Origin of the sequence: Mesorhizobium sp. B2-2-4 (genome assembly GCF_006442375.1) — a bacterium.
Lineage (GTDB): Bacteria > Pseudomonadota > Alphaproteobacteria > Rhizobiales > Rhizobiaceae > Mesorhizobium.
Map to the genome: position 1 here is coordinate 480908 of NZ_VFWB01000003.1, position 24081 is coordinate 504988.

At 63.2% G+C, this 24081-nt stretch carries 21 protein-coding genes; 10 read left to right on the forward strand and 11 right to left on the reverse strand.

The window, feature by feature from the left end; translation table 11 throughout:
* Window positions 1-20: 20 nt before the first annotated feature.
* The 5 genes from FJ959_RS10650 to FJ959_RS10670 form a co-directional block, all read right to left on the reverse strand.
* Complete coding sequence (locus tag FJ959_RS10650; protein ID WP_140556874.1) at window positions 21-1352, reverse strand: UDP-glucose/GDP-mannose dehydrogenase family protein; 1332 nt, start codon at window positions 1350-1352, stop codon at window positions 21-23.
* A gap of 73 nt (window positions 1353-1425) precedes the next feature.
* Entirely contained in the window at window positions 1426-2301 is an 876-nt protein-coding gene (locus FJ959_RS10655) for a family 16 glycosylhydrolase (RefSeq protein ID WP_140630100.1), read from the reverse strand.
* 136 nt (window positions 2302-2437) lie between these two features.
* Window positions 2438-2839, reverse strand: coding sequence for a hypothetical protein (locus tag FJ959_RS10660; protein ID WP_140630102.1), 402 nt, complete (start codon window positions 2837-2839; stop codon window positions 2438-2440).
* Between the two features lie 223 nt (window positions 2840-3062).
* On the reverse strand, window positions 3063-4085 hold the full coding sequence (locus FJ959_RS10665) for a glycosyltransferase family 2 protein (RefSeq protein ID WP_140630105.1): 1023 nt from the start codon (window positions 4083-4085) through the stop codon (window positions 3063-3065).
* Between the two features lie 70 nt (window positions 4086-4155).
* A complete protein-coding gene (locus FJ959_RS10670) occupies window positions 4156-5283 on the reverse strand; it encodes a nucleotidyltransferase family protein (protein ID WP_140630107.1) in 1128 nt (375 codons plus the stop codon).
* A gap of 522 nt (window positions 5284-5805) precedes the next feature.
* Between FJ959_RS10670 and FJ959_RS10675 the strand changes: the two genes are divergently transcribed.
* The 6 genes from FJ959_RS10675 to FJ959_RS10700 all read left to right on the forward strand — a co-directional run bounded on the left by FJ959_RS10675 (window position 5806) and on the right by FJ959_RS10700 (window position 11648).
* A complete protein-coding gene (locus FJ959_RS10675) occupies window positions 5806-5958 on the forward strand; it encodes a lasso peptide (protein WP_140497189.1) in 153 nt (50 codons plus the stop codon).
* A 158-nt stretch (window positions 5959-6116) separates the two neighbouring features.
* The gene (locus FJ959_RS10680; RefSeq protein ID WP_140630110.1) at window positions 6117-6416 is read left to right on the forward strand and encodes a PqqD family protein; all 300 of its coding nucleotides are present in this window, start codon (window positions 6117-6119) and stop codon (window positions 6414-6416) included.
* Between the two features lie 118 nt (window positions 6417-6534).
* Window positions 6535-6909: a lasso peptide biosynthesis B2 protein gene (locus tag FJ959_RS10685; protein WP_246678939.1), complete on the forward strand. Its 375-nt coding sequence runs from the start codon at window positions 6535-6537 to the stop codon at window positions 6907-6909.
* 3 nt (window positions 6910-6912) lie between these two features.
* On the forward strand, window positions 6913-8829 hold the full coding sequence (locus tag FJ959_RS10690) for a lasso peptide isopeptide bond-forming cyclase (RefSeq protein WP_140497195.1): 1917 nt from the start codon (window positions 6913-6915) through the stop codon (window positions 8827-8829).
* Window positions 8826-9797 carry a serine kinase gene (locus FJ959_RS10695; RefSeq protein WP_140630114.1) on the forward strand — a complete coding sequence of 324 codons (972 nt, stop codon included), beginning with the start codon at window positions 8826-8828 and terminating at the stop codon, window positions 9795-9797. Before FJ959_RS10690 ends, FJ959_RS10695 begins: the two co-directional genes overlap by 4 nt.
* A 6-nt stretch (window positions 9798-9803) precedes the next feature.
* Entirely contained in the window at window positions 9804-11648 is a 1845-nt protein-coding gene (locus FJ959_RS10700; RefSeq protein WP_140559757.1) for an ABC transporter ATP-binding protein, read from the forward strand.
* Window positions 11649-11665: 17 nt separating this feature from the next.
* Here the strand turns inward: FJ959_RS10700 and FJ959_RS10705 are convergent, their stop codons facing one another.
* The gene (locus FJ959_RS10705) at window positions 11666-11941 is read right to left on the reverse strand and encodes an exopolysaccharide production repressor exox (RefSeq protein ID WP_140512914.1); all 276 of its coding nucleotides are present in this window, start codon (window positions 11939-11941) and stop codon (window positions 11666-11668) included.
* A gap of 600 nt (window positions 11942-12541) precedes the next feature.
* Between FJ959_RS10705 and FJ959_RS10710 the strand changes: the two genes are divergently transcribed.
* Window positions 12542-13219 (forward strand): sugar transferase, encoded by a 678-nt coding sequence (locus FJ959_RS10710; protein WP_140497203.1) that lies wholly within the window; start codon window positions 12542-12544, stop codon window positions 13217-13219.
* A 110-nt stretch (window positions 13220-13329) separates the two neighbouring features.
* Complete coding sequence (locus FJ959_RS10715) at window positions 13330-14595, forward strand: polysaccharide biosynthesis/export family protein (protein ID WP_181167418.1); 1266 nt, start codon at window positions 13330-13332, stop codon at window positions 14593-14595.
* 217 nt (window positions 14596-14812) lie between these two features.
* Here FJ959_RS10715 and FJ959_RS10720 read toward each other — a convergent pair whose 3' ends face one another.
* From FJ959_RS10720 to FJ959_RS10740, 5 genes are all read right to left on the reverse strand, one after another.
* Complete coding sequence (locus FJ959_RS10720) at window positions 14813-16114, reverse strand: O-antigen ligase (RefSeq protein ID WP_140523534.1); 1302 nt, start codon at window positions 16112-16114, stop codon at window positions 14813-14815.
* A 257-nt stretch (window positions 16115-16371) separates the two neighbouring features.
* On the reverse strand, window positions 16372-17199 hold the full coding sequence (locus FJ959_RS10725) for an SDR family NAD(P)-dependent oxidoreductase (protein WP_140630117.1): 828 nt from the start codon (window positions 17197-17199) through the stop codon (window positions 16372-16374).
* A 124-nt stretch (window positions 17200-17323) separates the two neighbouring features.
* The gene (locus tag FJ959_RS10730; RefSeq protein WP_140497211.1) at window positions 17324-17830 is read right to left on the reverse strand and encodes an acetone carboxylase subunit gamma; all 507 of its coding nucleotides are present in this window, start codon (window positions 17828-17830) and stop codon (window positions 17324-17326) included.
* A 5-nt stretch (window positions 17831-17835) separates the two neighbouring features.
* Window positions 17836-20031 (reverse strand): hydantoinase B/oxoprolinase family protein, encoded by a 2196-nt coding sequence (locus FJ959_RS10735; protein ID WP_140630120.1) that lies wholly within the window; start codon window positions 20029-20031, stop codon window positions 17836-17838.
* 13 nt (window positions 20032-20044) lie between these two features.
* Window positions 20045-22186 carry a hydantoinase/oxoprolinase family protein gene (locus FJ959_RS10740; RefSeq protein WP_281405978.1) on the reverse strand — a complete coding sequence of 714 codons (2142 nt, stop codon included), beginning with the start codon at window positions 22184-22186 and terminating at the stop codon, window positions 20045-20047.
* A gap of 110 nt (window positions 22187-22296) precedes the next feature.
* Between FJ959_RS10740 and FJ959_RS10745 the strand changes: the two genes are divergently transcribed.
* Together FJ959_RS10745 and FJ959_RS10750 are read left to right on the forward strand one after the other, a co-directional pair.
* Window positions 22297-23076, forward strand: coding sequence for a helix-turn-helix transcriptional regulator (locus FJ959_RS10745; RefSeq protein ID WP_140630126.1), 780 nt, complete (start codon window positions 22297-22299; stop codon window positions 23074-23076).
* 185 nt (window positions 23077-23261) lie between these two features.
* Entirely contained in the window at window positions 23262-24014 is a 753-nt protein-coding gene (locus FJ959_RS10750; protein ID WP_140523523.1) for an SDR family NAD(P)-dependent oxidoreductase, read from the forward strand.
* Window positions 24015-24081 lie beyond the last annotated feature (67 nt).

Below are 24081 nucleotides of genomic sequence, written 5' to 3' on the forward strand. Positions count from 1 at the left end.
TGGATTGCCCAAGCCCGGTCTCATGCCGCCATCCTGCCGATCGAGTGATATTCGATGCCGTGGCGGGCGATGACCTTGGGATCATAGAGGTTGCGGCCGTCGAAGATGATCGGCGTGGTCAGCGCGTCCTTCAGCGCGTCGAAGGAAGGCGCACGAAAACTCTTCCACTCGGTGGCGATCAGCAGCGCATCGGCGCCGCGCAGCGCCGCTTCCTTGGTGCCGCACAGAAGCAGGTCGTCGCGCAGCCCATAGATGGCTTGGCATTCCTGCATCGCCTCGGGATCATAGGCCTGCACGGTGGCGCCGACGTTCCAGAGTGCCTCCATCAGCGTGCGGGCGGGCGCCTCGCGCATGTCGTCGGTGTTGGGTTTGAAAGCCAGGCCCCAGAGCGCGAAGGTCTTGCCCTTGAGGTTGCCCTTGAAATAGCGGTTCACCTTGTCGAACAGCACGGATTTCTGCTCGTTGTTGCGCTCCTCGACGGCGCGCAGCAGCTTGGCGTCGAACTTGACGCCTTCGGCGGTCTTGATGAGGGCGCGCACGTCCTTGGGAAAGCAGGAGCCGCCATAGCCGAGGCCTGGATAGATGAAGTGGTAGCCGATGCGCGGATCGCTGCCGATGCCCTTGCGAACCTCCTCGATGTCGGCGCCGAGCTGTTCGGCAAGGTTCGCCATTTCGTTCATGAAGCTGATCTTGGTGGCGAGCATGCAATTGGCCGCGTATTTGGTGAATTCGGCGCTGCGCACATCCATCACGATCATCTTCTCGTGGTTGCGGTTGAAGGGGGCGTAGAGCTCGCGCATCACCGCCTCGGTGGCCTCGCTCGACGTGCCAACGATGATGCGGTCCGGCCTCATGCAATCGGCGACGGCGGACCCTTCCTTGAGGAATTCCGGATTGGAAGCGACGTCGAAGGTCAGGTCCTCGCGGCCTCTTTTCTTCAGCGTTTCGGCGATCCTGGCCTTGATCTTCTCGCAGGTGCCGACCGGCACGGTCGACTTGCCGACGACGATCTTGGGCGCATCCATTTCCCGGCCGATCGCCTCGGCGACCGCCAGCACATATTTGAGATCGGCCGAGCCATCCTCGCCGGGAGGCGTGCCGACCGCGATCATCTGGATTTCACCATGCCTGACGGCGGCGGCCGCGTCGGTGGTGAACTTGATGCGGCCGGCGGCATGGTTCTCCCTGACGATGCTTTCCAGGCCCGGCTCGAAAATTGGGACGAGACCTTGATTGAGCCGCTCGACCTTGTTCGCGTCGATGTCGACGCAGACGACCTGGTGGCCCACTTCGGCAAGCACAGCAGCCTGCACGAGACCGACATAGCCGATACCAAACACCGTCAAATTCATTCTGTTTTGTTCCTGTCCAGGGCAGCGGACCGTGGTCGGCCCGGCCGGTTCAAATCGACTTTCCCAATAGGTTCTACTTTACGCTGCATGCCAGCGATTCCGGAAACTGGCAGGGTTCGCCCTGCGCGGTGAAGGCGACGCGCTCGATTTGCAGCGAAAGCTTGCGTCCGGGATCGGCGAATGCGCCCAACCATCCGGTCATCGTATCGCTGCCCCAGAGGCTGAAGAAGATCTTCTGAGCATGGCTGGGCAGCTTTGCCGGATCGGTGATGGTGTTCACCAGCTGGCCGTTGACGTACCAGCGCAAACTGTCCTTCTGCCAGACGAAGGCGTAGTCGTTGAAGGCCTTTTCCGTGCCGCCCGGCACGTCGACCAGCTTCTCGTTCTTGCCCTTGCCGGCGATGTAGGCATTGACCTGCACCTTGGACGTGTCCTTGGTCAGGATCTCGAAGTCGATCTCGTCCCAGGGCTGCTTGTCCGACGGTCCGATATAGGAGAAGAAAGCCGCGTTGAGGCCGGGACCGGTGTCGGTCTTCATGCGCGCCTCGTAGGTGCCGTAGCCGAAGCGCTGCTTGGTCTGGATTTCGCCGCAAGCGTAGTCGCGGTCCTTCGTCTTCTGCTTCTCGAAACCCAATGACAGCACGCCGTCCGCCAGGCTGACCTGCCCCTTCGCCCAGGTACAATTCTGATGGCCGCCATTCGTCCAGCCATCGGAGACATACCAGCGCTGGCGGTTGAAGCTGGTGAAATCATCGACGAATGAGGGCGCCGACTTCAGATCCTGCGACCAGGACGGCGCCGGCCCGGCGAACAGGCCAGCGAGAGCGGCCAGCGCGACCAGGGCAGCCCTGCGTCCGGCGGAACCGCCCGGGCGGGCTTGTCTGGCCTGGCGCGTTGACGATATGCCGCGAACTGCGACGGTGAACGTGGTTCTCGGATCCGCATTCATACGAAACTCAACCTTTGCGCTGTGCATCCCCAACCCAAAGTAGCCATTCGAGCCGTTGCCAAACGGCGCTTTCTTTCTCTCGTCAGCCCCTCCCCAAGCTGCCTTCCCGCCTCGCGCCAAATCCACCCTTCAGCCTTCATCCTCTGCCGGCGCCTGCCGGTTTGGCGAGCCCCTGGCTGGCCGTCATATCGGACGACCCGTCCTCATCGAAAACCATATCCAGCGAATGACGAAGCTCCCGGACCATGCCGTTCTGGCGCGACAGCGCCGCGATGCGGCGCTCGCAATTCAGGATCGACGTCGTCAATTCATCGACCTCGGCGGAACGGCGCGCAGACGCCGAGCCGTTCTCCATGGCCTCGACCAGAAAGGCGGCGTTGGTGGCCGTCGCCTTGTAGCGATTCTCCAGCCCGTTTCGCTCGGCCTCGATCTCGGCCGCGATCTGCTCGAACAGCTTCGCCAGGCGGTCGAGGCGCGAGATGTCGGTCTGGCGGTCGCGGGCCGGATTCCTTGATCTGAAGCCGAATATCGAGGCCATGCGTTCAAAGTCCTGTGGTGGTCCGACCGTCGGCCGGGCCCCTTACCGGTTCAATATCGGGCAGTCCGATCGGAGGCCGGTTCATTGGCCATCCTAATTGCTGCACCGCAACATAGACTGCCATCCTCCGGCCGGCTAGGCAACCACCCAATTCGTAAACTCATAAATCCGCCGGAAATGCTTTGCGCGACGAGCTGGCAAGAGCGTGGCCGGATACCCGCATTCAAGGCTGCTTGCCCGTGCTGGTGCCGGCCATGAGAAAACGCATTGGCGGCACATGTTGACGACGGGAGGCAAACCCGACGCGGCGAAACAGCGCCTCGAGCTTGTCGGACGCCACGCCCTGGACGATGGGAACCAGGTTGGATTGGCTTGCGAAGGCATAGGCCGCGGCCGACGCCAGGCCCCGCTCGGCCTTGACGTCGAGGAAATTGCGCAGCCGGTATTTGTCGCGCACGTGGCGCTCGTGGCGGCGCAGCACCGCTTTGGAACCCTCAGGCAGGCTGTCGATCGCCAGCAGCGCCAGGTCGGCGTCGGCAAGACGCTTCAGGTCCTGGGTCTTGTGGCGGCCGCTCAGCGAATCGGCCCGCACGATGGCGCCGTAACCGCAGGAGCGGATGACCTTGAAGCGCGCGCCGCTGGCGACCGCGCGCGCGTAGAGTTCGTAATCCTCGCCCAGACGCAAGCTCTCGTCATAGCGCAAGCCGTGCCTGTCGAGAAAAGCGCGGCTGATCACCGGCTTGAGGAAACCGAGTTCGCCTCTGCGCACGTTGCGCCTGGAGATGTTGCCTTCGACGAAGCGCTCAAGGTCGAGGAATTCCGGCTCGGCCGCGAACTGCGGAGCGACGATCTGGGTGACATCGCTCAAGGCGTCGTCCCTGATGAGCATGATGTTGTCGGCCGCGAAATCCCAGTCCGCGCCGGCAAAGAGGTTATGAAACCTGCCCGCGAGAAAGAAGTCGTCGGCGTCAAGAATGGCGATGAATGGCGATTGCGAGGCGGCGATGGCGGCGTTGCGGGCGAAGGAGGGGCCGCGATTGACGTCGAGACGGATCACCGCGAGCCGGCCGCTGCCGTCATCGGCGGCGCGGGCGACTTGGGCCGTGTCATCGGTGGAGGCGTCATCGACGACGACGACTTCGGCCACTTCCGGTTCGCGCAGCGCGGACGCGATGGCGACCGCGATTGTTCGCGCCGCGTTTCGGGCCGCGATGATCACGCAGACCTTTGATTCCGTCATCGACATGAATTTGCCTCTTGCACAGGTTCCATTCTGCCCTCGCCCTGTACGTGTTCGATGCCCGACAGGCTTCCCGTCACGGGCTGCCCTGCCGTTCGAAGATGCGGCGGCTGATGTCGGCCGATGCCGCCCAGCCGGCTTCCGCCAGATAGCGGACCGGCGCACGACCGCACAACTCCCACAACACGGTGCGCCGCTGCGGCCAGCGCAGGGATGACAGCCATGGCGCGATGACCATGTTGAGCAGGTCCTCATTGCCGATACGCGACAGCATCCGCGCGGCGCGCTGCGACAGGAGCGTGTCGGCGCCGCCGAGGAGCACGTCGGCGGCGCGCAGGCCAAGCAGCAGCGTGTCGTCCAGCCCCTGCGCCGCGGCGGCATCGAGCAGGCGCTGCTGCTCGGCTTCGTCCAGGCGGTCGGCGCTGGCGCGCACGTCGCAGACGTAACCGGCGCAGGGTTCCCGGTTAAAAAGCGCCTTGGCGACGCTGATGCAGGACAACAGCAGAGTGTCGGCCGCCGATGTGAACGGCACCTCGACGCCGGTGATCTCGACCTGCCGTTTGCGCCGCAGGAAGCCATCCGCGTCGCGCGGGCTGGGCGAGCCGGGTTGCTGGAGCCGATAATGCAGATCGACAGTGGATTGCGTCGGCCCGTCGCCGCGGATCATGTGCTGTTCGCCGAGGAAACGGACCCACCAGACGGAGCGCGACTTGCCGGCGATCTCGTATCCGATCGAGCGGAGCGCCTCGCGCGCCCTGAAAAACCCGGCCGGCGCCACCAATATGTCGACATCGCCCGAAGGCTTCATGAAATGATCGTCGTAAAGCAGATGCTGCTGGAAGGGACCTTTCAGGAAAACGAAATCGATCTGCCTGTCGCGCAGCGCCGCCTGGATCGCCATCGAATCCATGATGCAGGACGCGTTCATCGAAACGGTCTTCCGGCGGTAGGCGTCGAGCCATTGGGAGAGCTGGGCCGGCGGCCCGTTCGCGGGTGCGCTCGACAGCACCTTGAGGATAAAGGTCGCGACCTTGTTCAACCTGGCTATGTCGGTGACATTGGTTACGGAGAGGCCGGAGGCATCGCCGGGCGCGGCGCCGGATCGCGCCGCGAAGAACAGCCGCAGACAGGCCTGCACATAGGCGATCTCGCTGGCGCAATCGGCGGCGCGCAGTCGCTCATATGAACGTTCGGTCAGGGCCATCGGGCGCACGGTTCTCCAGAAGCGATCGGCGCGACGCCTATGCTGCAGGTGCGAAGCAAAGCATCGCCAAAAACCTTGGCGCCGTCCAGTTTTTCCTTTTGCAGCGCAAAAATCCAGCCCCGACGTTTATCGAAACCGGCTCGGGCGAACGGTGAGGAGAACCACTGGACCCCAGGGGACGAGTGGCCTTTTCGGCGTTCCGTAGCAAACCTACCGGGAGACCCGGTGCTACGGCATTATTGTCGCCATGCCTTGAAGTGACAGGGCTTATAAAGTTTATATATGCAAATCAATTTCTTATGCTGACCTAGTGCATTAGGCCCATATGCAGGGATCTCGAGGCGATCAAGGCCAAAGCTTGAGATCGTTACTCACGACTGTGTCTGCGCGCGCAGTCCATAATTGATTAATGCGCGGTAAATCAGGCTTGACTCATAAATGCTGCCATGCAGCTATTGCATCGCAGCATGAAAGTGCCGCCGGCAATCGACAGGCCGTTTCCAGTCCTTGATGGAGTGTAAAATGGAACAGAATGTTGAAAAGCAGGAGTACGAAACGCCCAGCCTGACGGTTCATGGTTCGATTGAAACCATCACTCAGGGCGGTGGCGGCAACACGGCGCTCGACGCAGCATTTCCTGCGCACACGCCGATTGGCGACCTGACGTTCTCCTGAACCTGTCCTGATTCTGGAGGGACACGTTGGGCCTCTGGAATCCAAGAACCATAAAGGGAGTCGGGGTGAAAATCCCGGCTTCTCTTCATTGCCTGACCCGGCTTTTCTTCAATTGTCGGCACGCATTGCGGACAGTGTGTAGCAAACGAGGTTTTCGGATGAACTGGAACCCATCTGACCACGATCGCGTAAGTGCGACCAAGGAAGCGGTTGCCTGCGAATTCGGCAATGGCCTGGCGCTTCTCAACCTGAAATCCAACATCTACTACAGCCTCAACGGGGTAGGCACGTTCATCTGGGAGTTGATCCAGGAGCCTAAACCAATTGCTGAAATCCGCCGGGCCGTGCTCGCGCGCTATGATGTCGAGGCCGAGCGCTGCAAGGCCGATGTCGACGCGCTGTTGAAAGGTCTGGCCGATAGCGGACTTGCGAGGCTGCATCATGAGGAACCTGTCTAGGCAGGTTCCGCAAAAGCGGGTCACGGTTTTGCGACAAAAACCTGCGACGGAGAAAAGTCCCGGCCAGACGAAGCACCGGCGGCGCCTGCTTCGAGTTCTCTCCCTGAGCGGCCCGGAAATGCTGTTCCTCTGCCGCTGCCTGCTGGTGGTCGCGGCCGTTCGGCTGGGGCTGACCCTGTTCTCCTACAACCGCCTTCGCGGCGTCGTCACCCGGCTGGAAGCACGTGAATGCGCCAGCACGGGAGAGCTGCGCCGTGTCGCCTGGGGCGTTGCCGCCGCGGCCCGCCTGGTGCCGCGCGCAAGCTGCCTCACCCAGGCGCTCGCCGGCCAGTACATTCTCGCCCGCCAGGGCAACGCCTCGAAGATCCGCATCGGCATCGAGCGCGACACCGGCCGGCAGCTGAAGGCGCATGCCTGGCTGATCAGCGGCAACCATGTCGTCCTTGGCGGCTCGATAGACAGGTTTGTCCCTCTCGTCGACTATGGTCAATGACCGATGAGCGGCGTGGCCGGTATCCTGCACGGGCACGAGGCGCCGGAGTCCGCAGCCGATATCCAGCGCATGCTGGCCCGCATGCGTCATCGCGCCCGCGACGGCAGTTCGTGGTGGACCGACAAGGCTGTCGCGCTCGGCCACGCCTGGCTCAACACGACCGATGAAGCCGGCCCCGGCCCGCTGACGATGGCGGGCGGCAAACTGGCCGTCACCGCGGATTGCCGCCTGGACAATCGCGACGAGCTGACGGCACGGCTCGGCGTCCGCGACGCATCGGTTGCCGACGCCGTGCTCCTGATGTGGGCCTATCTGCGCTGGGGCGAAGCCTGTCCCGTGCACCTGCAAGGCGACTTCGCCTTCGCCATCTGGGATGCCGAGCGGCAGGTGCTGTTTTGCGCGCGCGATCATTTCGGCGTCAAACCGTTCTACTATCACGCGGACGGGCAGCGCTTTGTCTTTGCCTCCGAAATCGGCCCGATCCTTGGCGTCACCAGCGCCGGCGCCCGCCTCAGCGAACATCAGATCTCGGGTTTCCTGGCAGGGCTGCCAGACGATCCGCAAGCGACGCCTTATACCGATATTTTCCGCCTCCCGGCGCGCCACAGCCTCACTGTGACGGGGCAGCGCGTGACGCTGCAGCGATACTGGAAGATCGAGCCGTCGTCGCGGCCTATGCGGCCGGACGCCGCCGAGGAATTCGCCCACCTCTTCTCGCAGTCCGTGCGCAACCGCATGCGCGGAAGCGCGGCGGTCGGGGCCATGCTGAGCGGCGGCCTGGACTCCTCTTCGATCGCCTGCGTGGCGGGCCGGCAAAACCTGTCCGAGAGAAAGCCGAGGCTGCCCACCTTTTCGCTGGTTTTCGAACGCGGTTCGGCGATGGACGAAACCCCCTTCATAGACGCGGTGCTGGAACAAGGGCGCGTCGACGGCACGCTGATCCCGGTCGGCAACTACGCGCCGTTCGCGGAATTCGAACGGGTGCTGGAAGAGCAGGAAGGAACGTTCCTGGCGCCGGGCCTTACGCTCACCCGGGAGGTCTACAGGACGGCGGGCGCCAAAGGCGTCAAGGTGCTTCTCGACGGCCATGGCGGGGACGAAGTCGTATCGCAGGGGCACGGCCATCTGCACGAGCTTGCCAATGCAGGCAAGTGGCTGGAGCTGTGGCGCGAGATCCGCAGCGCTTCCAACACTTATGGCGACGGCATGCTCGGCATGTACTTCCAGTTCCTGACCATCTACGGACCCGCCTGGCGCGTGGCCAGGCTCAGGCACACCGCGAACCGGCTCCTGCAGAGGCTGCGAAAACCAGCCCAGGCTTCGCAAGGCGGAAGCTGGCGCGACCTGATCAATGCCGATCTTGCCGGCCGCACCGAGCTTATCGAGCGGGTTCACCGAGCCGGCTACAAGCCGGCCGACGTCAGCGCCAGCGAGGCGCTGACCCACCGCTGGATTCTTTCCAACGGCTATGTGCCGCATGCTTTCGAAGTGCTCGACAAGGCGGCCGCCAATTTCGGCGTCGAACCTCGTTATCCCTTCTGGGACAAGCCGCTGGTCGAGTTCTGCCTGGCGTTGCCGGGCGAGGAGAAGCTCAGCCGCGGTTTTGGCCGGTACGTGCTGCGCCGCGCCATGCAAGACGTGCTGCCAGCGGCGGTCCAGTGGCGGCGCGACAAGATCGATTTCACCGGCAATCTCGTCAACGGCATGCTGCGCAACCACCGCGACCTCCTGGAACAGGTGCTCGGCCCGGACGCCGGCCGCATCGAGCCCTACATAAACCTGCCGGCCGTGAAGGCTGCCTATGCCCGGCTGCTCAGTCGGCCCGACCGGCCGGCGCCGCTCGATGTCCAGTATGTCTGGCGCTCGGCGTCGCTGTCGCTGTGGCTGCGGCAGGTGCAGCGCGCCGGGAGTGCCGCATGACGCCGTTGAACGAGCCGCTGGCCCTCCGCGCGCACGCGCAAGGCTGGCCGCGCGGACAGCGCCGTTTTTATCGAGCCTACGGCCTGACCATCGCTTCCGAGGTGACATTGCCAGAACTGGAGCCGGCCGAACCGGCAGCGGCGGATATCGTGATCAGCGTCGGCGCGATCGATATGCCGAAGCCTTCGCCCGAGGCCGCGACCATTTTCCACTTCGAACCGGATCGGCAATATCTGGCATGGCACGCCGTCGGCGCGTTCCTGATCAGCGACGCCTGCCGCATCGAGGTCGAGCCGGCGCCCGGCATCGACGATGCGCTGATCGCGTTCCCGCTGCTGGGACCGGTGATGGCGCTCATCCTGCACCAGCGCGGCCTGCTCGTGCTGCATGCCAGCGCCGTCGCGATTGCCGGCAAAAGCGCCATCTTCATGGGCGACAAGGGCGCCGGCAAATCGACGACGGCAAGCACCATGATCCGTGCCGGGCACGAACTGCTTACCGATGACGTCGTGGCGCTCGATCTCAGCCATCCGGACGAGCCGATGACCGTGCCGGGTTTTCCCCAGATCAAGCTGGCGGCCGACGCGGCTGCCGCGATTTCGCTCGAAGGGGCACAAGTGCGGCCGCAGGTGCATCCGGCCATCAACAAGGCCCAGCACCGATTGCACGGGGCGTTCTCGCGCGACAGGGTTCCGGCGACCCGCATCTATATTCTCGAGCGCGGCCAAAAGGCTGAGATCTCGCCCATGCCCGGCATCGCCGCTTTGCCGGCCGTGATCAGATTTTCATACGTCACGCGTTTCGGCCGCGCCGCCCTGGTCGGCGATTTCGCGGCGGCGCATCTCGGGCATTGCGCACGGCTCGCCGATCGCGTCGGCGTGTGCAGGCTCGAAGTGCCGACGGGCCTCGACAGGATCGGCGAGGTCGTGAGCCTCGTCGAGCATGACCTGATGGCCGGACAGGGATAGCAGGAGATGTCGAAATCATCGCTCCTTCGCCCGTCATTGTTTCGGGAAATCGCCGGGTTCGGCGCCGTTATCGCCCAGATAGGCGGGCGGCGGGCCTGGACGGCGCTGCTCTTCCTGATCCTGGGCAGCCTGACCGAAGGCATCTCCATCCTGTTGCTGGTTCCGCTGTTGCAGCTGGTCGGACGCTCCGGCCAGGACTTCGCGATCAAGCTGCCCGACAATGATTTCATGCGTTGGCTGGTGCCGGACGGCACGCTGAAGCTGACCACGATGCTGTGCATGCTGGTGGCGCTGGTCGCGCTGCAGGCCGCCTTCAACCGCTTCAAGTCGGTCTACATGGCCAGGCTTCTCTTCGATTTCATCAACCGCCTGCGCATGAACCTGTTCGAAAGCATCGGCAAGGCACGGTGGGGCGTCTTCACGCGCATGCGCGGCTCCGACCTCGACCATGCGCTGACCGGGGACATAGACCGCGTCCAGGGCGCGGCCTTCTCGCTGCTGATGCTGGTGCAGATCGCCGTGCTTCTGGCCGGCTATCTCGTGATCTCCATGTTCATTTCGCCGGTCATGACGCTGTTCGCCGTGGTCATTGGCATCCTGATGTTCCTCGCGCTGCGGCCATTCCGGTCGCGGGCGACCGCCTTTGGCCAGGTCCTGACCACCAACCGGCAGGATCAATACCGGACGGTCTCGGAATTCCTCGGCGGCATCAAGGTGGCCAAGAGCCTGAACATCGAGGCGACCTATTTCGCGCAGTTGCAGGCGACACTCGAAAGGATGAAGGCCGACAACATCGCCTATGTGCGCAACAGCTCGACCGGCACCGCCCTGTTCCAGGTGGCGAGCGTGATCGGCTTGAGCCTGTTCATCTATGTGGCGCTGGTTCGCTTCGACCTCTCACTGGCCGAGATCGTGGTGCTGCTGCTGGTCTTCATGCGCATCGCGCCGCGCTTCATGGACATGCAGACGCAAGCGCAGCAGGTCCTGATCAACCTGCCCGCCTATGCCGCGATGCGCAGCCTGCAGATGCGTTTCGACGCCGAGCGGGAACCTGGCCATGCCGGGATCGAGGACGCTCGAAAGCTGTCGCTCGATTTCGGACTGAATGTTCGCGGCGTCTCCTTCGCCTACGAGGACGGCGCCGCCAAGACGGTGGTGAGCGACATCACCTTCGGCCTTCCGGCCGGCAAGGTCACCGCCCTTATCGGCCCTTCGGGATCAGGCAAGAGCACGATCGCCGACATGCTGCTCGGCCTGCTCGAGCCGACAGCCGGCACGATCCTCGTCGATGGCGTCGAGATCGACGCCGCCAATCGCCGGGGCTGGCGCGACCAGGTCGCCTACGTGCCGCAGGACGTGTTTCTCCTGCACGACACGATCGCGGCGAACCTGCGCCTGGCCGCACAGCAAGCAAGCGACGATGAATTATGGGCCGCATTGCGATCGGCCCATGCGGCCGAATTCGTCGAACGGCTCGACCTCAAGCTCGAAACGGTGGTCGGCGACCGCGGCGTGCGGTTGTCGGGCGGCGAACGCCAGCGGATCGCGCTGGCGCGCGCCTTGCTGCGCAAGCCGTCGCTGCTCATCCTCGATGAGGCGACCAGCGCGCTCGACTGGCAAAACCAGGCGCTGATCGCGCAATCGATCGACGGGCTGCGCGGCTCGATGACGATCCTGACCATCGCGCATCGGCCATCGATGATCGCCTTCGCCGACTGGGTGGTGGCGATGGAAAACGGCCGTGTCGTCGAGGCCGGGCAATATCGGCGGCTGAAGGCGAAAGCAGGAAGCCGATTGTCCCGGATGCTTTCGGGCGAACAATCTCAGTCCGAACCCGCCGACGTGGCCTGAGGCCAGCCCGGTCTGGGTCAGTGAAGGCTTCGCCCGGCGCCGCCGAGCTTTTCACCCTCGGCCACCTCGGCCGAACTCAGCTTTCTTTCGGCCTCGCGTGTCCTGTCGGCAGGCGTCGGCGCGCTTTTGACGATCATGGCATAGACGAGCACGAAGTAGCCCGCCTGGATGACCACGGCACAGATGATGACGCGCAGCAGCGTCGTGCCTATTGAAGCGCCGCCCAGCCATGACCAGCCAACGACGATCGCAAGAGCGAAAATCATCCCAACGATGAATTTTGGAAGCGACATACCCAACAGCCCACAAACCGGCCCGGGTATATTCCAATCATTGCCCCACCCGAGCGTCGTCCCTTGTCATGCGGGCTTGTTAAGTCGCCCGCTCCCGGCCGGTTGCTTCCGGCCTTTCAACCTGTCGCCACTTTGACAGGTATAATTTGCAATTCTATTAAGGCGAGCAAAAGGCCGCAAGGGCAACTGCATTTATTTTTAGGTGAGCTTTTGCGCTCGACTCGCTCATGCTGCAACGCACACGACGGGATTACGCGCAACTTCGGCTCTTTGGTGTTTTTCAGTAGAATCTACAATATTGAATAGTATTTTATATGAATACCACCGAATATCGTGCCGCGCTAAAGCACCAACGAGCTCCATTCAAGGGCATAAAGAACGCCCCGCCTAGAAGTTGCCCCAAAAGCGCCTCTATTTTTCCGGCTATGCCCATTTATTGTCATAAATGTGCTAAATATCCCGAAATTTGTGCAGGGCGCGCTTATTATTTAGTCAATTCATGACGTGACTATTTCAAAGGTGCGGGAAATTGTGTGTTGCGCTGCAACATTTTTTTGATATCGTGCCGTAAACCATCCGGTCAACGCATGGAGTTTTGGCATGAGGGATGTTGCCAAGTCGGCCACAGCGGAGTTTTCGCAGGCTGGCGTCGATTTTCCACCGCCGATCGGCGGCCTTATCAAGCGCAGTTTCGATATTGCCGGTTCACTGGCCGCCCTGATCGCTCTCAGCCCGCTGTTCGTGATGATAGCGCTGCTCGTCAAATTCTCCGATGGCGGATCGATTTTTTACGGTCACCGGCGAATCGGGCGTGGCGGACGGGTTTTCCCTTGTCTCAAGTTCCGCACCATGGTGCCGGACGGCGAAAGGGTGCTGGCTGCCTATCTGGCGGCCAATCCGGAAGCCAAGGCGGAATGGATAGCCACCCGCAAGCTGAAGAACGATCCGCGCGTCACCCGGGTCGGCGCGGTCCTGAGGAAACTCAGTCTCGATGAGTTGCCGCAGGTCATCAACATCCTTCAGGGCGACATGAGCCTTGTCGGACCTCGCCCGGTCGTGCGCGACGAACTGGAGATCTATGGCAGCGCCGCCGTGTATTACCTGAAGTCCCGCCCCGGCCTGACCGGCCTGTGGCAGGTCAGCGGCCGCAACGACGTCTCCTATGACAGCCGCGTCGCGTTCGATCGCCACTATGTCGAGAATTGGTCACTTTTTGAGGATATTCGCATCATCATCAAGACAGTTCCGGCTGTCTGGATGTCGCGCGGCTGCTACTGAGCGGTCGCGAACCGGATCGCACGCGGGAGATTTCTCCCGGCAGGCATCGGGCGCAGGCTCATCGGGCTGGTGGGGCCAAAGCGGATCGGAACATTCAGTTGAAGATAGACATGTTCGAAGTTTTTTGCAGCGGCCCGCATTCGGGCCGCTCGCGGCGTTTGCGGCTCGTGGCCAGCTGCCTGGCCCTGTCGCTCGCCCTGCCTCGGATCGCCATTGCCGACGAGTACCATCTCGGATCGCAAGACAAGCTCACCATCCGTATCGCGGAGTGGCAGACCGTCGAAGGCACGTTCCGCGACTGGTCGGCGGTGAATGGCGTATACACGGTCGGGCCGGCCGGAATGCTGTCGGTGCCTTTCGTCGGCGAGCTGCCGGCATCCGGCAAGACAACGGCCGAAGTCGCGGCGGCGATCGGCGAGGCGCTGCAGCACAAGCTCGCTTTGTCGGACCGGCCCGAGGCATCGGTCGAAATGGCGCAGTTCCGGCCGTTCTATATTTCGGGTGAGGTGCAGAACCCCGGCCAATTCCCCTATGTGCCCGATCTTACGGTGCTGAAGGCGGTCAGCATCGCCGGCGGCATCCGGCGAAGCGCCGACTACGGCCCGCAGCTCGGCAAGGACCTGGTCACCGCCAAAGGCAATTTCGACATATATGACGATCAGCGCGTTCGACTGATCGTCAAGCGCGCGCGCATCGATGCCGACCTTGCGGGCAAGTCGAGCTTCGACGTGCCGAAGGAGGTCGAGGGCGATCCTAGACTGCAGGCCATCGTCGCGGACGAGATGACGATCCTCACGGCTGACCAGAAGGCGCTGAAGCTGAAGCTCGAGGCGCTCAGCGATCTGAAAGGAGTTCTGCAGGCCGAGATCGAATCGCTGCAGAAGAAGATCGTCAACCAGCAGAAGCAGGTCGACCTGGCGCAGCAGCAACTCACCAGCATCGGTCCGCTGGCCCAGAAAGGTCTGGTCGCCAACGCAAGACTGCTGGATTCGCAGCAGTCCGTCACCGACCTTCAGGGCAAGATCCTGGACTACGAAACGGCCATCCTCACCGCCAAGCAAGCGATCAGCAAGGCAACGCAGGATGCCATCGATGCCCAGAACACGCTGAGCTCGAGCCTCGCCGCCGACCGGCAGCAGACCGAAGCCGACCTGAACGAGGCCGCGCTGAGGGTCAACATGCAGAAAGGATTGATGGCCCAGGCCACCGATCCCGCCACCGTGGCCGCCAGCGCAACCAACGAAGAGCCCACCCTGATCTATTCACTGCTGCGCGCTGCCGACGGCAAGACGAGCGAGATTGCGGTCAAGGAAGACACCCCCGTGTTGCCGGGCGATGTGATCAAGGTCAAGCTGGCGCCAATGCCCAGCCAGTAAGTGGTCGAACGGCCGAGATAAGAGCAGCTCACCGTTCACGAAAACGGTGAGCTGCTCTATCCCTTTGTTTTTGCGCAATTCCGGACGGAAAGCGCTGCGCGCTCTTCCCGGTACACACTTTTCCTGAAATCACCCTGGAGCGGGGCGGCGTTTGAGCGAATCGCCAGCGCTCTATCGCCTTGTCTTGACGCAAGCCCAACAGGAAACCGATCCGCACTCATCGAGCCGCGTCGGTGCCAGGCTCCGGCCCGCTCCAGCCTCTCGCGGCATTCGCCTCCTCGATCCTTGCCGCAGACAGGCGAGGACGGGCAACGGGCAGTCGCGCCAGCTTGAAAAAGCTGAAATACATCAGGAAGGAACCCATGATGTAGGGGTTGAGGATCTCGACCTCGACGAAGGAGCGGATCAGGAGCAGCACCATGACGCCGGCCAGAACGACCGAATCCGCCCGCCATGTCCCGAACGCCACCGCCGAGACATGGCCGTAGAGCGTGCGCAGGATGACCAGCGAAACCAGCGTCGCCCCGACGAAGCCGAGTTCGACAAGGGCTTCGATGTAGGTATTGTGGAAGTGGAAGCCGGTGCGGGTGGTGATGTAGAACTCGTTCCACAGGCGCTCGGCCTCGGCAAAACCCTGGACCCAGTATGCGGCATAGCCGACGCCGAGCATGGGTGACCTCTGCGCGGCGTTCCAGCCCTGCTCCCACAGATAGGTGCGCCCGGTGAGCGTCGAATCCTTGCCGAACAGGCCGAGGACGAAGTCCATGAGGCCGAGGTTCAGCGCCACAAGGATAGTGACGACCAGCATGCCGGCGCCGATCAGGAAGATCACCCGGCGATAGCGTCGCGACAGCACCTTGCTCATGGCAAGCAGCATCACCAGTGCCAGCACCGCCGGTGTCGAGGCCATCGAGGTGGCCGAATGCGAGATGACCAGCAGATAGGCCGACAAAAGCACCACCGGCACCGTCAGGAACAGGCTCAGCCGGCCATGCCTGAGGAAGGCGATGAAAACGACGCTGAAATAGATGCCGAGCGAGGCGACGAAGCCGATCTGGTTCTTGGAGGCGAAGGCGCCGACGAAATTGTAGGTGCCGTCAAGGACGTCCTCGGAATAGGCCCCGACCTTGAGAGAATAGAGCAGGACGACGAATATGCCGACCAGGGCGCCGATCGTCAGGGTCCGCACGCTAACGGCGCGCGCCGCGACATAGGCGCAGGCGATGTGGGAGAAGTACTGGACGGCCGTTCTCGCGGTGATGCCGGGAGCGTCCGACCAGAAGACGGAGAAGCATACATAGGCCGCGAACGACAATGGCAGCCAGGCGCTGGACAGATGCCGCAGGAACCGCCTGTAATCGACCATGATGAGGGGCAGCCACACCGCATAATAGGCCAGGATCAGCACCTGGCCGAATATGACGGAGTAGGAGAATGCCCAGACCGAGACGGCAACGGCAAAACTGCCGTAGACCGAGTTCCTCTCGGGATCGACCAGCAAGGACTTTGGAATCTTCATCTCAGGTTGTCGCCGAGCCTACCCCGGACCGCCGCGTAATCGGCAGGCATCTCCGTAAGAAGGGTGCAATCGACGGCATCTCCATTGTGCAGTGCAATATAACCTATCGCGCCGCGCGCTCAATGGCAAATGCGGTCACCTTGTCTTACAGCCAGGCGAGCGCCGAGAGATCAGGTCCGGGACAGCCGCCCGGGACGGGATCGGATTTCTCTTTCCATTGCCGGCCTCTCCATCGAGGCGGCAACCAGCCGTGCGCGCTACCAAAGTGCTCCGCCGGTGACCTGTATGTTTTCCATGGTGATGCCCTTGGCCATATCCGAGCAGAGGAACACGGCCAGCGCCGCGATCTCCTGCGGCTGGAGAATGCGCTGCTGGGGGTTGCCCCTGGCGATCTCGGCCATCGCGTCCTCGGCCGTGCGGCCCTTGCCCTCGCGCTCGACGACCTGCGCCACGTTGCGGCGCATCAGTTCGGTCTCGACCCATGTCGGGCTGATCATGACGCAGGTGACGCCATGCGCCGCCCCTTCGAGCGCCACGCAACGGGTGAGGCCGAGGAGACCGGCCTTGGAGGCGCAGTAAGCGGGATTGTCCTTCCAGCCGACCGAGGCGGCGGTCGAGCCGATGTTGACGATGCGGCCCCAGCCGCGCTCGATCATGCCGGGCAGCACAGCGCGGGTGGCGCGGAAGGCGCCGGTGAGATTGGTGTCGACGATCTTGTCCCACAGCGCGTCGGAATGGCCGCAGACCGGCTGCTCGGCCGTGGTGCCGGCGGCGTTGACCAGGATGTCGACAGGACCCACCGCCGCCTCGGCGTCGGCCGCGAAACGGTTCGTGACGTCGCTGTCGCGCACGTCAAGATGGGCGGCGTAAATCCTCGTTCCATGCGCGCCGAGAGCCGAACGCACGCGCTCTATCTCGTCGTCGCCGGGATAGTAGGCGGCGTCGGATCTCTCCACGCCGCCAGGTGCGACATAGGAGCCGACGGCGACATTGGCGCCGGCCTGCGCCAATGCCGTGGCAATCGCCAGGCCCATTCCGGAGAAGCCACCGGTGACGATTGCGCCGCGGCCGGAAAGGTTTGTCATCGGGCATGGCCTCCGCGCGGCACGGGACGGTCCATCAGTCCCGAGAGGATTTGAACTTCATAGGCCAACATAACCTCGATCGAAGCCCGTTTCGAAGCCGGTGACGAAACTTGTGTCCTTGGCATCAGCTTCCCTTGTCCATCGGCTCGAGCGGCTTGCCCAGCCAGTCGCGGTAGAAACCTTCCAGGTCGGGTTCGAAATCATGGACGATGGGATAACCCGGCGCCGCGGCCTCGACCTCGTGCAGCGTGCCGCATTGCGGACAGATGAACTCGCGGATTTCCATCCATTCGGGATCCGGCAGGTCGCTGTTGGGATAGATCTCGCGCAGCGCCTCCTCGCTGTCGCGCACGATGATCGAAGCCTTCAGCTTCCAGTTCTTGCGGTAGTCGCCGAAGGAATGGCCGCATTCGCAACGGGTTACCCGCTCATCGCCGCTCTGGCAGATGAAGAGGTGGTCGCCAACAGGGAGCAGTATCGGATCGCTCCAGCCGACACGGTCCTGCAAAACCGAAACATATTTGAAGAACCGGTCGTCGTCCTTGTAGGCGCTCATGACGCGGCGCGTCTGCGGCCAGGGCAGCGTGCCCGCGACCAGATCGGCGATGACTTCCTTGCTGTATGAGGTCATGGTCCCTACTCCACGCCGAAGGTCGATTTGGCATCGACATCCCAGAAGCTTGAAAAATCCCTGGTGAAGCGCGGCGAAAGCTTGATGGCGCTGGCATACATCTTCTTCACTTCGGGCGCGAAATCGACCGCCTTCACCCGCTCGCGCTCCTTGGCCATCCACTCCGAGACCGGCCTGGCCCGAGCGAGCCGGCGCGACCGCATCTCGGCGCGGTGGCGCTTGGTGGCTTCGAGATTGGCGACGGGATAGCCGTCCTCGTCCTCGTCAAGCACGATCCCGAAGACATTTTCGGCAGCTTCCCTGGTGAGATAGCCGTTCTCGACGTCCGATGCTGTCTTGAGCGGGTCGCGCTCCAGCACGTCGCCATAGCCGCCCCCGCCATTGTAGGAATGGGTGAACACGTCGCCGGTTTTGTGGGGCGCGGTGATATAGGGCCCTTCCATCGTCACGTGCTGGCCTTCGAGCCGGACCTCGAGTTCGGAACGATAAGGATTGGTGCCGGTATGGTGCGCCAGCGGCGCGCCCTTTTGTGCGAGCTCGAAGATATTGCTGTCGCGCACCGCACGGTGTTTTTGGCAGGTCGGCGCCGGATACCCGCCGCAGAGCCCGCCATTGTCGAAGACGCGCGAGGAGTGTTCCGAGGTGACCAGCCGGAGATGGTCGGTCTTGCTGACCAGCCAGGTCGACAGGAAGGCGCAGCCGCCGCGATATTTGCCGGCGCCGCCGGAATTGGCAACGATCGAGCGGCCGATATAGACCATCGGCATGTTCTGTTCCCAGATCTCGATGTTGCCCATGTCGGATTCAGGATTCCAGCCGACATAGGCGGTGTCCAGCCCATCCTTGATGGCAAGCGCGCCGGAACCGGCGGCCGCGCATTCGAAATGCGCCATGCCGAACAGCGTGCCGTACTGGCTGGTTCCCCCCATCTCGATCATCGGGCTGTTGACCTGGCCGACGAAGGCCTCCTCGACGAAGCCGCGGGCGATGAATGATCTCGACAGGAGCCGCTGGAAGACGCCATAAGCCGGCAAGAGCAGCGCCCAGGACGTGGCGGTGGCCACCATCTCATTGTCGGGATTGGTCCAGGTGCCATGCGGCAGCTTCAGCTCCGTCGCCATCCAGGCGCCGTCATTGACCAGGCCTTCGAAATTCATGTGCTGGGTCAGCGTCACGAACATGCCGCCATCCATGCCGGCCGGCGTGCAGTTCATGGAATGGTAGCCCCAGGGCTGCGTGCCCTCGAAATCCATGATGATCTTGCCGCCCGTGGTGATCTCCATTTCGATCGGAATGTTGTAGAGCCAGTCGGGGTCGCCGAGCGGCTGGTAGCCCGGCTTGCCCTTGGTGACGTGACCGTAAAAAGTATGCCCCCGATAGATGCCGGGAACGGTCAGTTGTCGCGTGCGGGCGAGTTGCGCGCGGCGGCCCTCCTCGATGAATTCCTTCGACACCTTCATCCAGTAGTCGAGGCCGATCTCGTCGATCAGCGCCTTGACGCTTTCGCGCATGTCGATGCAGGAGGCGACCTTGGCCTTCTCGTCCAGCACCCAGTAGATGGGCATGCGCAGATTGCGCTCGCAGCGGATCACGTAGTCGCGCCGCAGTTCGTCGTTCTGGCCGACTTTTTCGGCGCAGACGAACAGGCCTTCGGTGAAGCGCTCCTGTGCCAGCGCCACGTCGCCGCCCGGCGTGATGCCGCCGGCCTCAAGTTCGTGGCAGACCGCGCCCGCCCAGCCGACGAGTTTGCCCGTGTGGAAGATCGGCACCACGTCCATCACGTCGGGCACCTGCACCGTGCCGATGAAGGCGTCGTTGTTGGCGAAGATGTCGCCGTCGACGATGCGGGGATTTTCCTCATAGCCTTGTCTGATCATCCATTTGATGAAGCGGCTCATCGTGTGCACATGCACCATGATGCCGTTGGAGAGCGCGATCGCGTCGCCCTCGGGCGTGTAGATGGCGACGACCATCTCGCCGACCTCGCGCACGCCGGGCGAAGCCGAGATGCGACGCGCCATCTCGCGCGCCGAGACGCAGTAGGCGCGCAGCTTGGTGTGCAGCGTCTCGAATTTCAGCGGATCCTGGTTGCGCAGTTCGAGATCGGTAATGCCGTCATAGCAGCCGGTCTCGTCCATGAGCCGTTCGGATTCGATCAGCCGCTCGCGGAGGCGCAGGGCGGAGGCGGGTTTGTCCAGCATGGCGTTCGCCCTCTCAAGCGTGGGAGTAGTGGAGCAGCGTCCATTCGTCGACGAAGACACGGTCCCGCGGATGGACGACGAGGGTGGTGGCGGGGTGTTCGATGATGGCCGGGCCGGTCACCTCATGCCCCGGCAGCAGAAGATCCATCTCGTAGAGATCGGCCTTGTGCCAGCGGCCGCCAATATAGGCCTCGCGCACGCCCTTGTGCGCGGATGCGGGGCTTGAGGGGCCGAGCGGCCGCTTGAGCAGCACGGGCTTGACCTTGTCGGCGGTGGCGATGAGACCGAGTTCGGTGATCGAGAAGCCGGCTTCACCATAACGCGAGACGCGATGGTTGACCTTGGCGTAGACCGCCTCGAACTCGTCGATGACTTTGCGCATCTCGTCGACCGAATTGATCGTCGAGAGCGGCGCCATCACCTCGACATCCTCGAGCTGACCGGTATAGCGCATCATCAGGAACGGCGCCGTCCTGATCTTGTCCAGCGCATGGCCGTCGGCCACCATCTCGTCGACCGCGGCCCTGGTGAGATCGTCCCAGACCGCGGTCACTCTGGCACCGAAAACCAGCAGCTCGGCCTCGCTTGCGCGCGCGCCGATGTCGATCTGCGTGGATACCGAATGCCGGCGCATGAAATCCGCCGTGGTGCAGCCGAAGGCGGAGAAGGCGGCGGCGAACTGGAAGGTGATGATATCCTTGAAGCCGATGCCCCTGGAGCAGCCGGCCAGATGCAGCGGCCCCGAGCCGCCATAGGAAAGCAATGTGAACTCCGAAGGGTGGATCCCCTGGCCGGAGATGACGCGGCGCAGCGCGTTGTTGGCGTCGGCCTCCAGCATATCGATCATGCCTTCGGCGGCTTCCTCCACGCCGACGCCGAGCTGGCTGGAGCACTTTTCCTCGAAGGCCTTGCGCGCCTTCTCGACCTGCAGCACGACCTTGCCGCCGAGGAAATAATGCGGGTTCAGCCGGCCGAGGATGGCGTCGCAATCGGCGATGGTCGGCTCGGTGCCGCCCCTGGCGAAGCAGATCGGGCCGGGATCGGCACCGGCGCTTTCGGGCCCGAGCGAGACTTTCTTCGTCAGCGGATCGACCTTGAGGATCATGCCGGCGCCGGCGCCGATCGTGTCGAGATGCAGCGTCGGCACATTGAGCTTGAACCGGTCCATCAGGGGCTCGTTCTCGATCCGGGTCTGGCCGCGCGTGATGACGCCCATGTCGAAGGAGGTGCCGCCCATGTCCGAGCAGATCAGCGAGTCATTGCCGATCAGCTTGCCGACATAGGCCGCGCCCAGAATGCCGCCGATCGGGCCGGAGATCATGGTTTCGTGCAGGCGCGGGTGGTTGATCGAGGTGAGACCGCCGAAGGAGAGCAGCGTCTGGACGCCATATCTGAAGCCGTATTTCTTCGAGACGTCCTCGATCCCCTTGAGCTGCTTGCGGCCGCGCGAGGTGGCGTAGGCCTCGATCAGCACCGAGTTCAGCCGCGACTGCTCGCGGATGACCGGGCGCACCTCATGGCTGCTGTAGACGAGGATGTCGGCTCCGGCGGCGGCGATCTCCTCGCGGCAGATCTCGGCGATGCGCTTCTCATGCACCGGATTGACATGCGAGAAGATCGTCATGATGCAGACCGCCTCGACCTTGTCGGCGATCAGCTTTTTCGCCGCGGCACGGACCTCATGCTCATAGAGCGGCAGGATGATGTCGCCGAACTGGTCGATGCGCTCGGTGACGCCGTGAGTGCGTCGGCGCGGCACCAGCGGATCGGGATGATGATGCGTCACAGCGTGCAGCCGGTCGGCATAGGAATAGTCGGCCCAGGCCTGCAGGCCGCGACCCATCAGGATCATGTCCTCAAGGCCCTTGGTGGTGATCAGGCCGAGTTTCCTGCCGGTGCGCGACAGCAGCGTGTTGAGCATGCCGGTGCCGGAATAGAGCACCACATTGACGCCCGAAAACAGGGCCTCGAGCGAGATGCCCCAGGCGTCCGCCGCGTCCTCGGCCGAGGCGAGGAACCCCTCGGCCTCGTTCTTCGGCGTCGTTGCCGACTTGCCGATCTTGAAGCGGCCGTCCTGATCGACAAGGATGGTGTCGGTCATGGTGCCGCCGGCGTCGATGCCGATGACGATGGGATTGGTAGAGATATGGTCCACGGGTCGCCTTCCCTTGCCGAGCATGACCACAGGCTAGATTCGCGGGACCGGATCGCGCCATATGCCTAAAGGCACAATGACGGACGGGAGCTCGTCGCCGAAAAAGAGGCATGCGCATGGGCAACATCTGGGCGCCGCTCGCCATGGCGATCGCCGCCACCGGCACCGACAGGCATGTCGACTGCCTGATCGACCTGATCGGCGCCGACATCGCGCATGACCTGGTGACGGTGACGCGCTACTCGGCGACGCAGACGCCGCAATTCGTCAAGCACCGGCGCTTCTCCGACGAGATGGTGCGGCGCTACCTTGATAATTATTACGTGTTCGACCCCTTCTACGCTTCCTGGCGGCGCGAGCGCCGGCTGGGCATCATGCCGCTCAAGCGGCTGTCCGACGACGAGGCCAAACGCGGCCAGTACATAGCCGGCTTCCTCGCGCAATCGGAGATCTGCGATGAAGTCGGCATCATGCTGGCCGATGGCGGCGACTGGTGCCTCGGCATTTTCCTCGATCGCTCGACGACGGCGTTCAAGGACAGCGAGATCGCCCTGCTGACCGAGCGGCTGCCGGTGTTCGAGGCGCTGCACGCGCTCGACATCAAGGCGCGCGGAAGCGATTTCTCGCGCAGTTCGGCGCCCTCCAGCCCCGGCGCCTCGCCGCGCCAGCAGCCCACAATCCCGGCGAGCCTGTGGCCGGAACTGTCGCTCAGGGAAAGAGAGCTCGTGCAATTGATCCTGGCCGGCCATCCGACCGCCAACATTGCCGAGCGGCTCGGCATCACCGTCGGCACGGTCAAGAACCATCGCCGGCGCATCTATGAGAAACTCGACATCACCACCGAGCGGGAATTGTTCCTGCAGTTCTTCCTGTACCGCTCGGACAAATAGGCCTGGCGCTGGTGCAAGCGCTGGACAGGCAGATCGAGGGGAGCCCGGCATAACGCGCCTCAGGGATTGGCCCAGACGATCGAGGTGCATGCCGGCTTGAACTTGGCCGGCGGCGACCTCACAGTCACCCCCGAACATGGTTTCGCCGAGCGGAGCCGATTTGCGCCAGGACAGGGGAAAATGAGATGCCGACGATTTTCGCGGAACGGTTTGCCGGACGCTCGGCGGTGATTACGGGCGGCGCATCCGGCATCGGCCTCGCCGTCGCACAGAGGCTGGTCCAAGAAGGCGGGCGCGTTTCGGTTTGGGACCGCGATCCCGCCCAGATCGAAGCGGCCAGGGCTTCGATCCCGGCGCTGCATGGCCAGACCGTCGATGTCGCCGACCCGGCGGCGGTGGATCGGGCGGCGCGGTCGACGATCGAGGCGCATGGCGGGGTCGACATCCTGATCACCAGCGCCGCCATCACCGGTCCCAACATGACCGCCTGGGACTATCCGGTGGAGGACTGGCGTCTGGTCATCGACATCAACATCAACGGTGTCTTCTACTGCAACAAGGCGCTCGTCCCGCACATGCTGGAGCGCAATTACGGCCGCATCGTCAACATCGCCTCGATCGCCGGCAAGGAAGGCAATCCCAACGCTTCCGCCTACAGCACATCCAAGGCCGCGGTGATCGGCCTGACCAAATCGCTCGGCAAGGAACTGGCCAAGACCGGCATAACCGTGAACTGCGTCACGCCGGCGGCGGTGCGCACGGCGATCTTCAAGCAGATGAACCAGGAGCATATCGATTTCATGCTCTCCAAGATACCGATGGCGCGCTTTGGCGAGGTCGACGAGGTGGCGGCGCTGATTTGCTGGATCGCCTCGGAGGAATGTTCGTTCACGACGGCTGCCGTCTTCGACGTCTCCGGCGGCCGCGCCACCTACTGATGTGGTGCGGCGCTTTCCGGCTGGCGGCAAGCAACTACAATTGCGCGTGAGGAAGCAACCAACGGAG

Bases quoted from the DNA above. Each gene is read 5' to 3' on its own strand.
- FJ959_RS10695 (WP_140630114.1), top strand. From the start codon at position 8,826: ATGACGCCGTTGAACGAGCCGCTGGCCCTCCGCGCGCACGCGCAAGGC.
- FJ959_RS10750 (WP_140523523.1), top strand. From the start codon at position 23,262: ATGCCGACGATTTTCGCGGAACGGTTTGCCGGACGCTCGGCGGTGATT.
- FJ959_RS10725 (WP_140630117.1), bottom strand. From the start codon at position 17,199: ATGACAAACCTTTCCGGCCGCGGCGCAATCGTCACCGGTGGCTTCTCC.
- FJ959_RS10685 (WP_246678939.1), top strand. From the start codon at position 6,535: ATGCTGTTCCTCTGCCGCTGCCTGCTGGTGGTCGCGGCCGTTCGGCTG.
- FJ959_RS10665 (WP_140630105.1), bottom strand. From the start codon at position 4,085: ATGTCGATGACGGAATCAAAGGTCTGCGTGATCATCGCGGCCCGAAAC.
- FJ959_RS10670 (WP_140630107.1), bottom strand. From the start codon at position 5,283: ATGGCCCTGACCGAACGTTCATATGAGCGACTGCGCGCCGCCGATTGC.
- FJ959_RS10735 (WP_140630120.1), bottom strand. From the start codon at position 20,031: ATGCTGGACAAACCCGCCTCCGCCCTGCGCCTCCGCGAGCGGCTGATC.
- FJ959_RS10710 (WP_140497203.1), top strand. From the start codon at position 12,542: ATGAGGGATGTTGCCAAGTCGGCCACAGCGGAGTTTTCGCAGGCTGGC.
- FJ959_RS10720 (WP_140523534.1), bottom strand. From the start codon at position 16,114: ATGAAGATTCCAAAGTCCTTGCTGGTCGATCCCGAGAGGAACTCGGTC.
- FJ959_RS10655 (WP_140630100.1), bottom strand. From the start codon at position 2,301: ATGAATGCGGATCCGAGAACCACGTTCACCGTCGCAGTTCGCGGCATA.
- FJ959_RS10660 (WP_140630102.1), bottom strand. From the start codon at position 2,839: ATGGCCTCGATATTCGGCTTCAGATCAAGGAATCCGGCCCGCGACCGC.
- FJ959_RS10705 (WP_140512914.1), bottom strand. From the start codon at position 11,941: ATGTCGCTTCCAAAATTCATCGTTGGGATGATTTTCGCTCTTGCGATC.
- FJ959_RS10715 (WP_181167418.1), top strand. From the start codon at position 13,330: ATGTTCGAAGTTTTTTGCAGCGGCCCGCATTCGGGCCGCTCGCGGCGT.
- FJ959_RS10680 (WP_140630110.1), top strand. From the start codon at position 6,117: ATGAACTGGAACCCATCTGACCACGATCGCGTAAGTGCGACCAAGGAA.
- FJ959_RS10675 (WP_140497189.1), top strand. From the start codon at position 5,806: ATGGAACAGAATGTTGAAAAGCAGGAGTACGAAACGCCCAGCCTGACG.
- FJ959_RS10690 (WP_140497195.1), top strand. From the start codon at position 6,913: ATGAGCGGCGTGGCCGGTATCCTGCACGGGCACGAGGCGCCGGAGTCC.
- FJ959_RS10650 (WP_140556874.1), bottom strand. From the start codon at position 1,352: ATGAATTTGACGGTGTTTGGTATCGGCTATGTCGGTCTCGTGCAGGCT.
- FJ959_RS10730 (WP_140497211.1), bottom strand. From the start codon at position 17,830: ATGACCTCATACAGCAAGGAAGTCATCGCCGATCTGGTCGCGGGCACG.
- FJ959_RS10745 (WP_140630126.1), top strand. From the start codon at position 22,297: ATGCGCATGGGCAACATCTGGGCGCCGCTCGCCATGGCGATCGCCGCC.
- FJ959_RS10700 (WP_140559757.1), top strand. From the start codon at position 9,804: ATGTCGAAATCATCGCTCCTTCGCCCGTCATTGTTTCGGGAAATCGCC.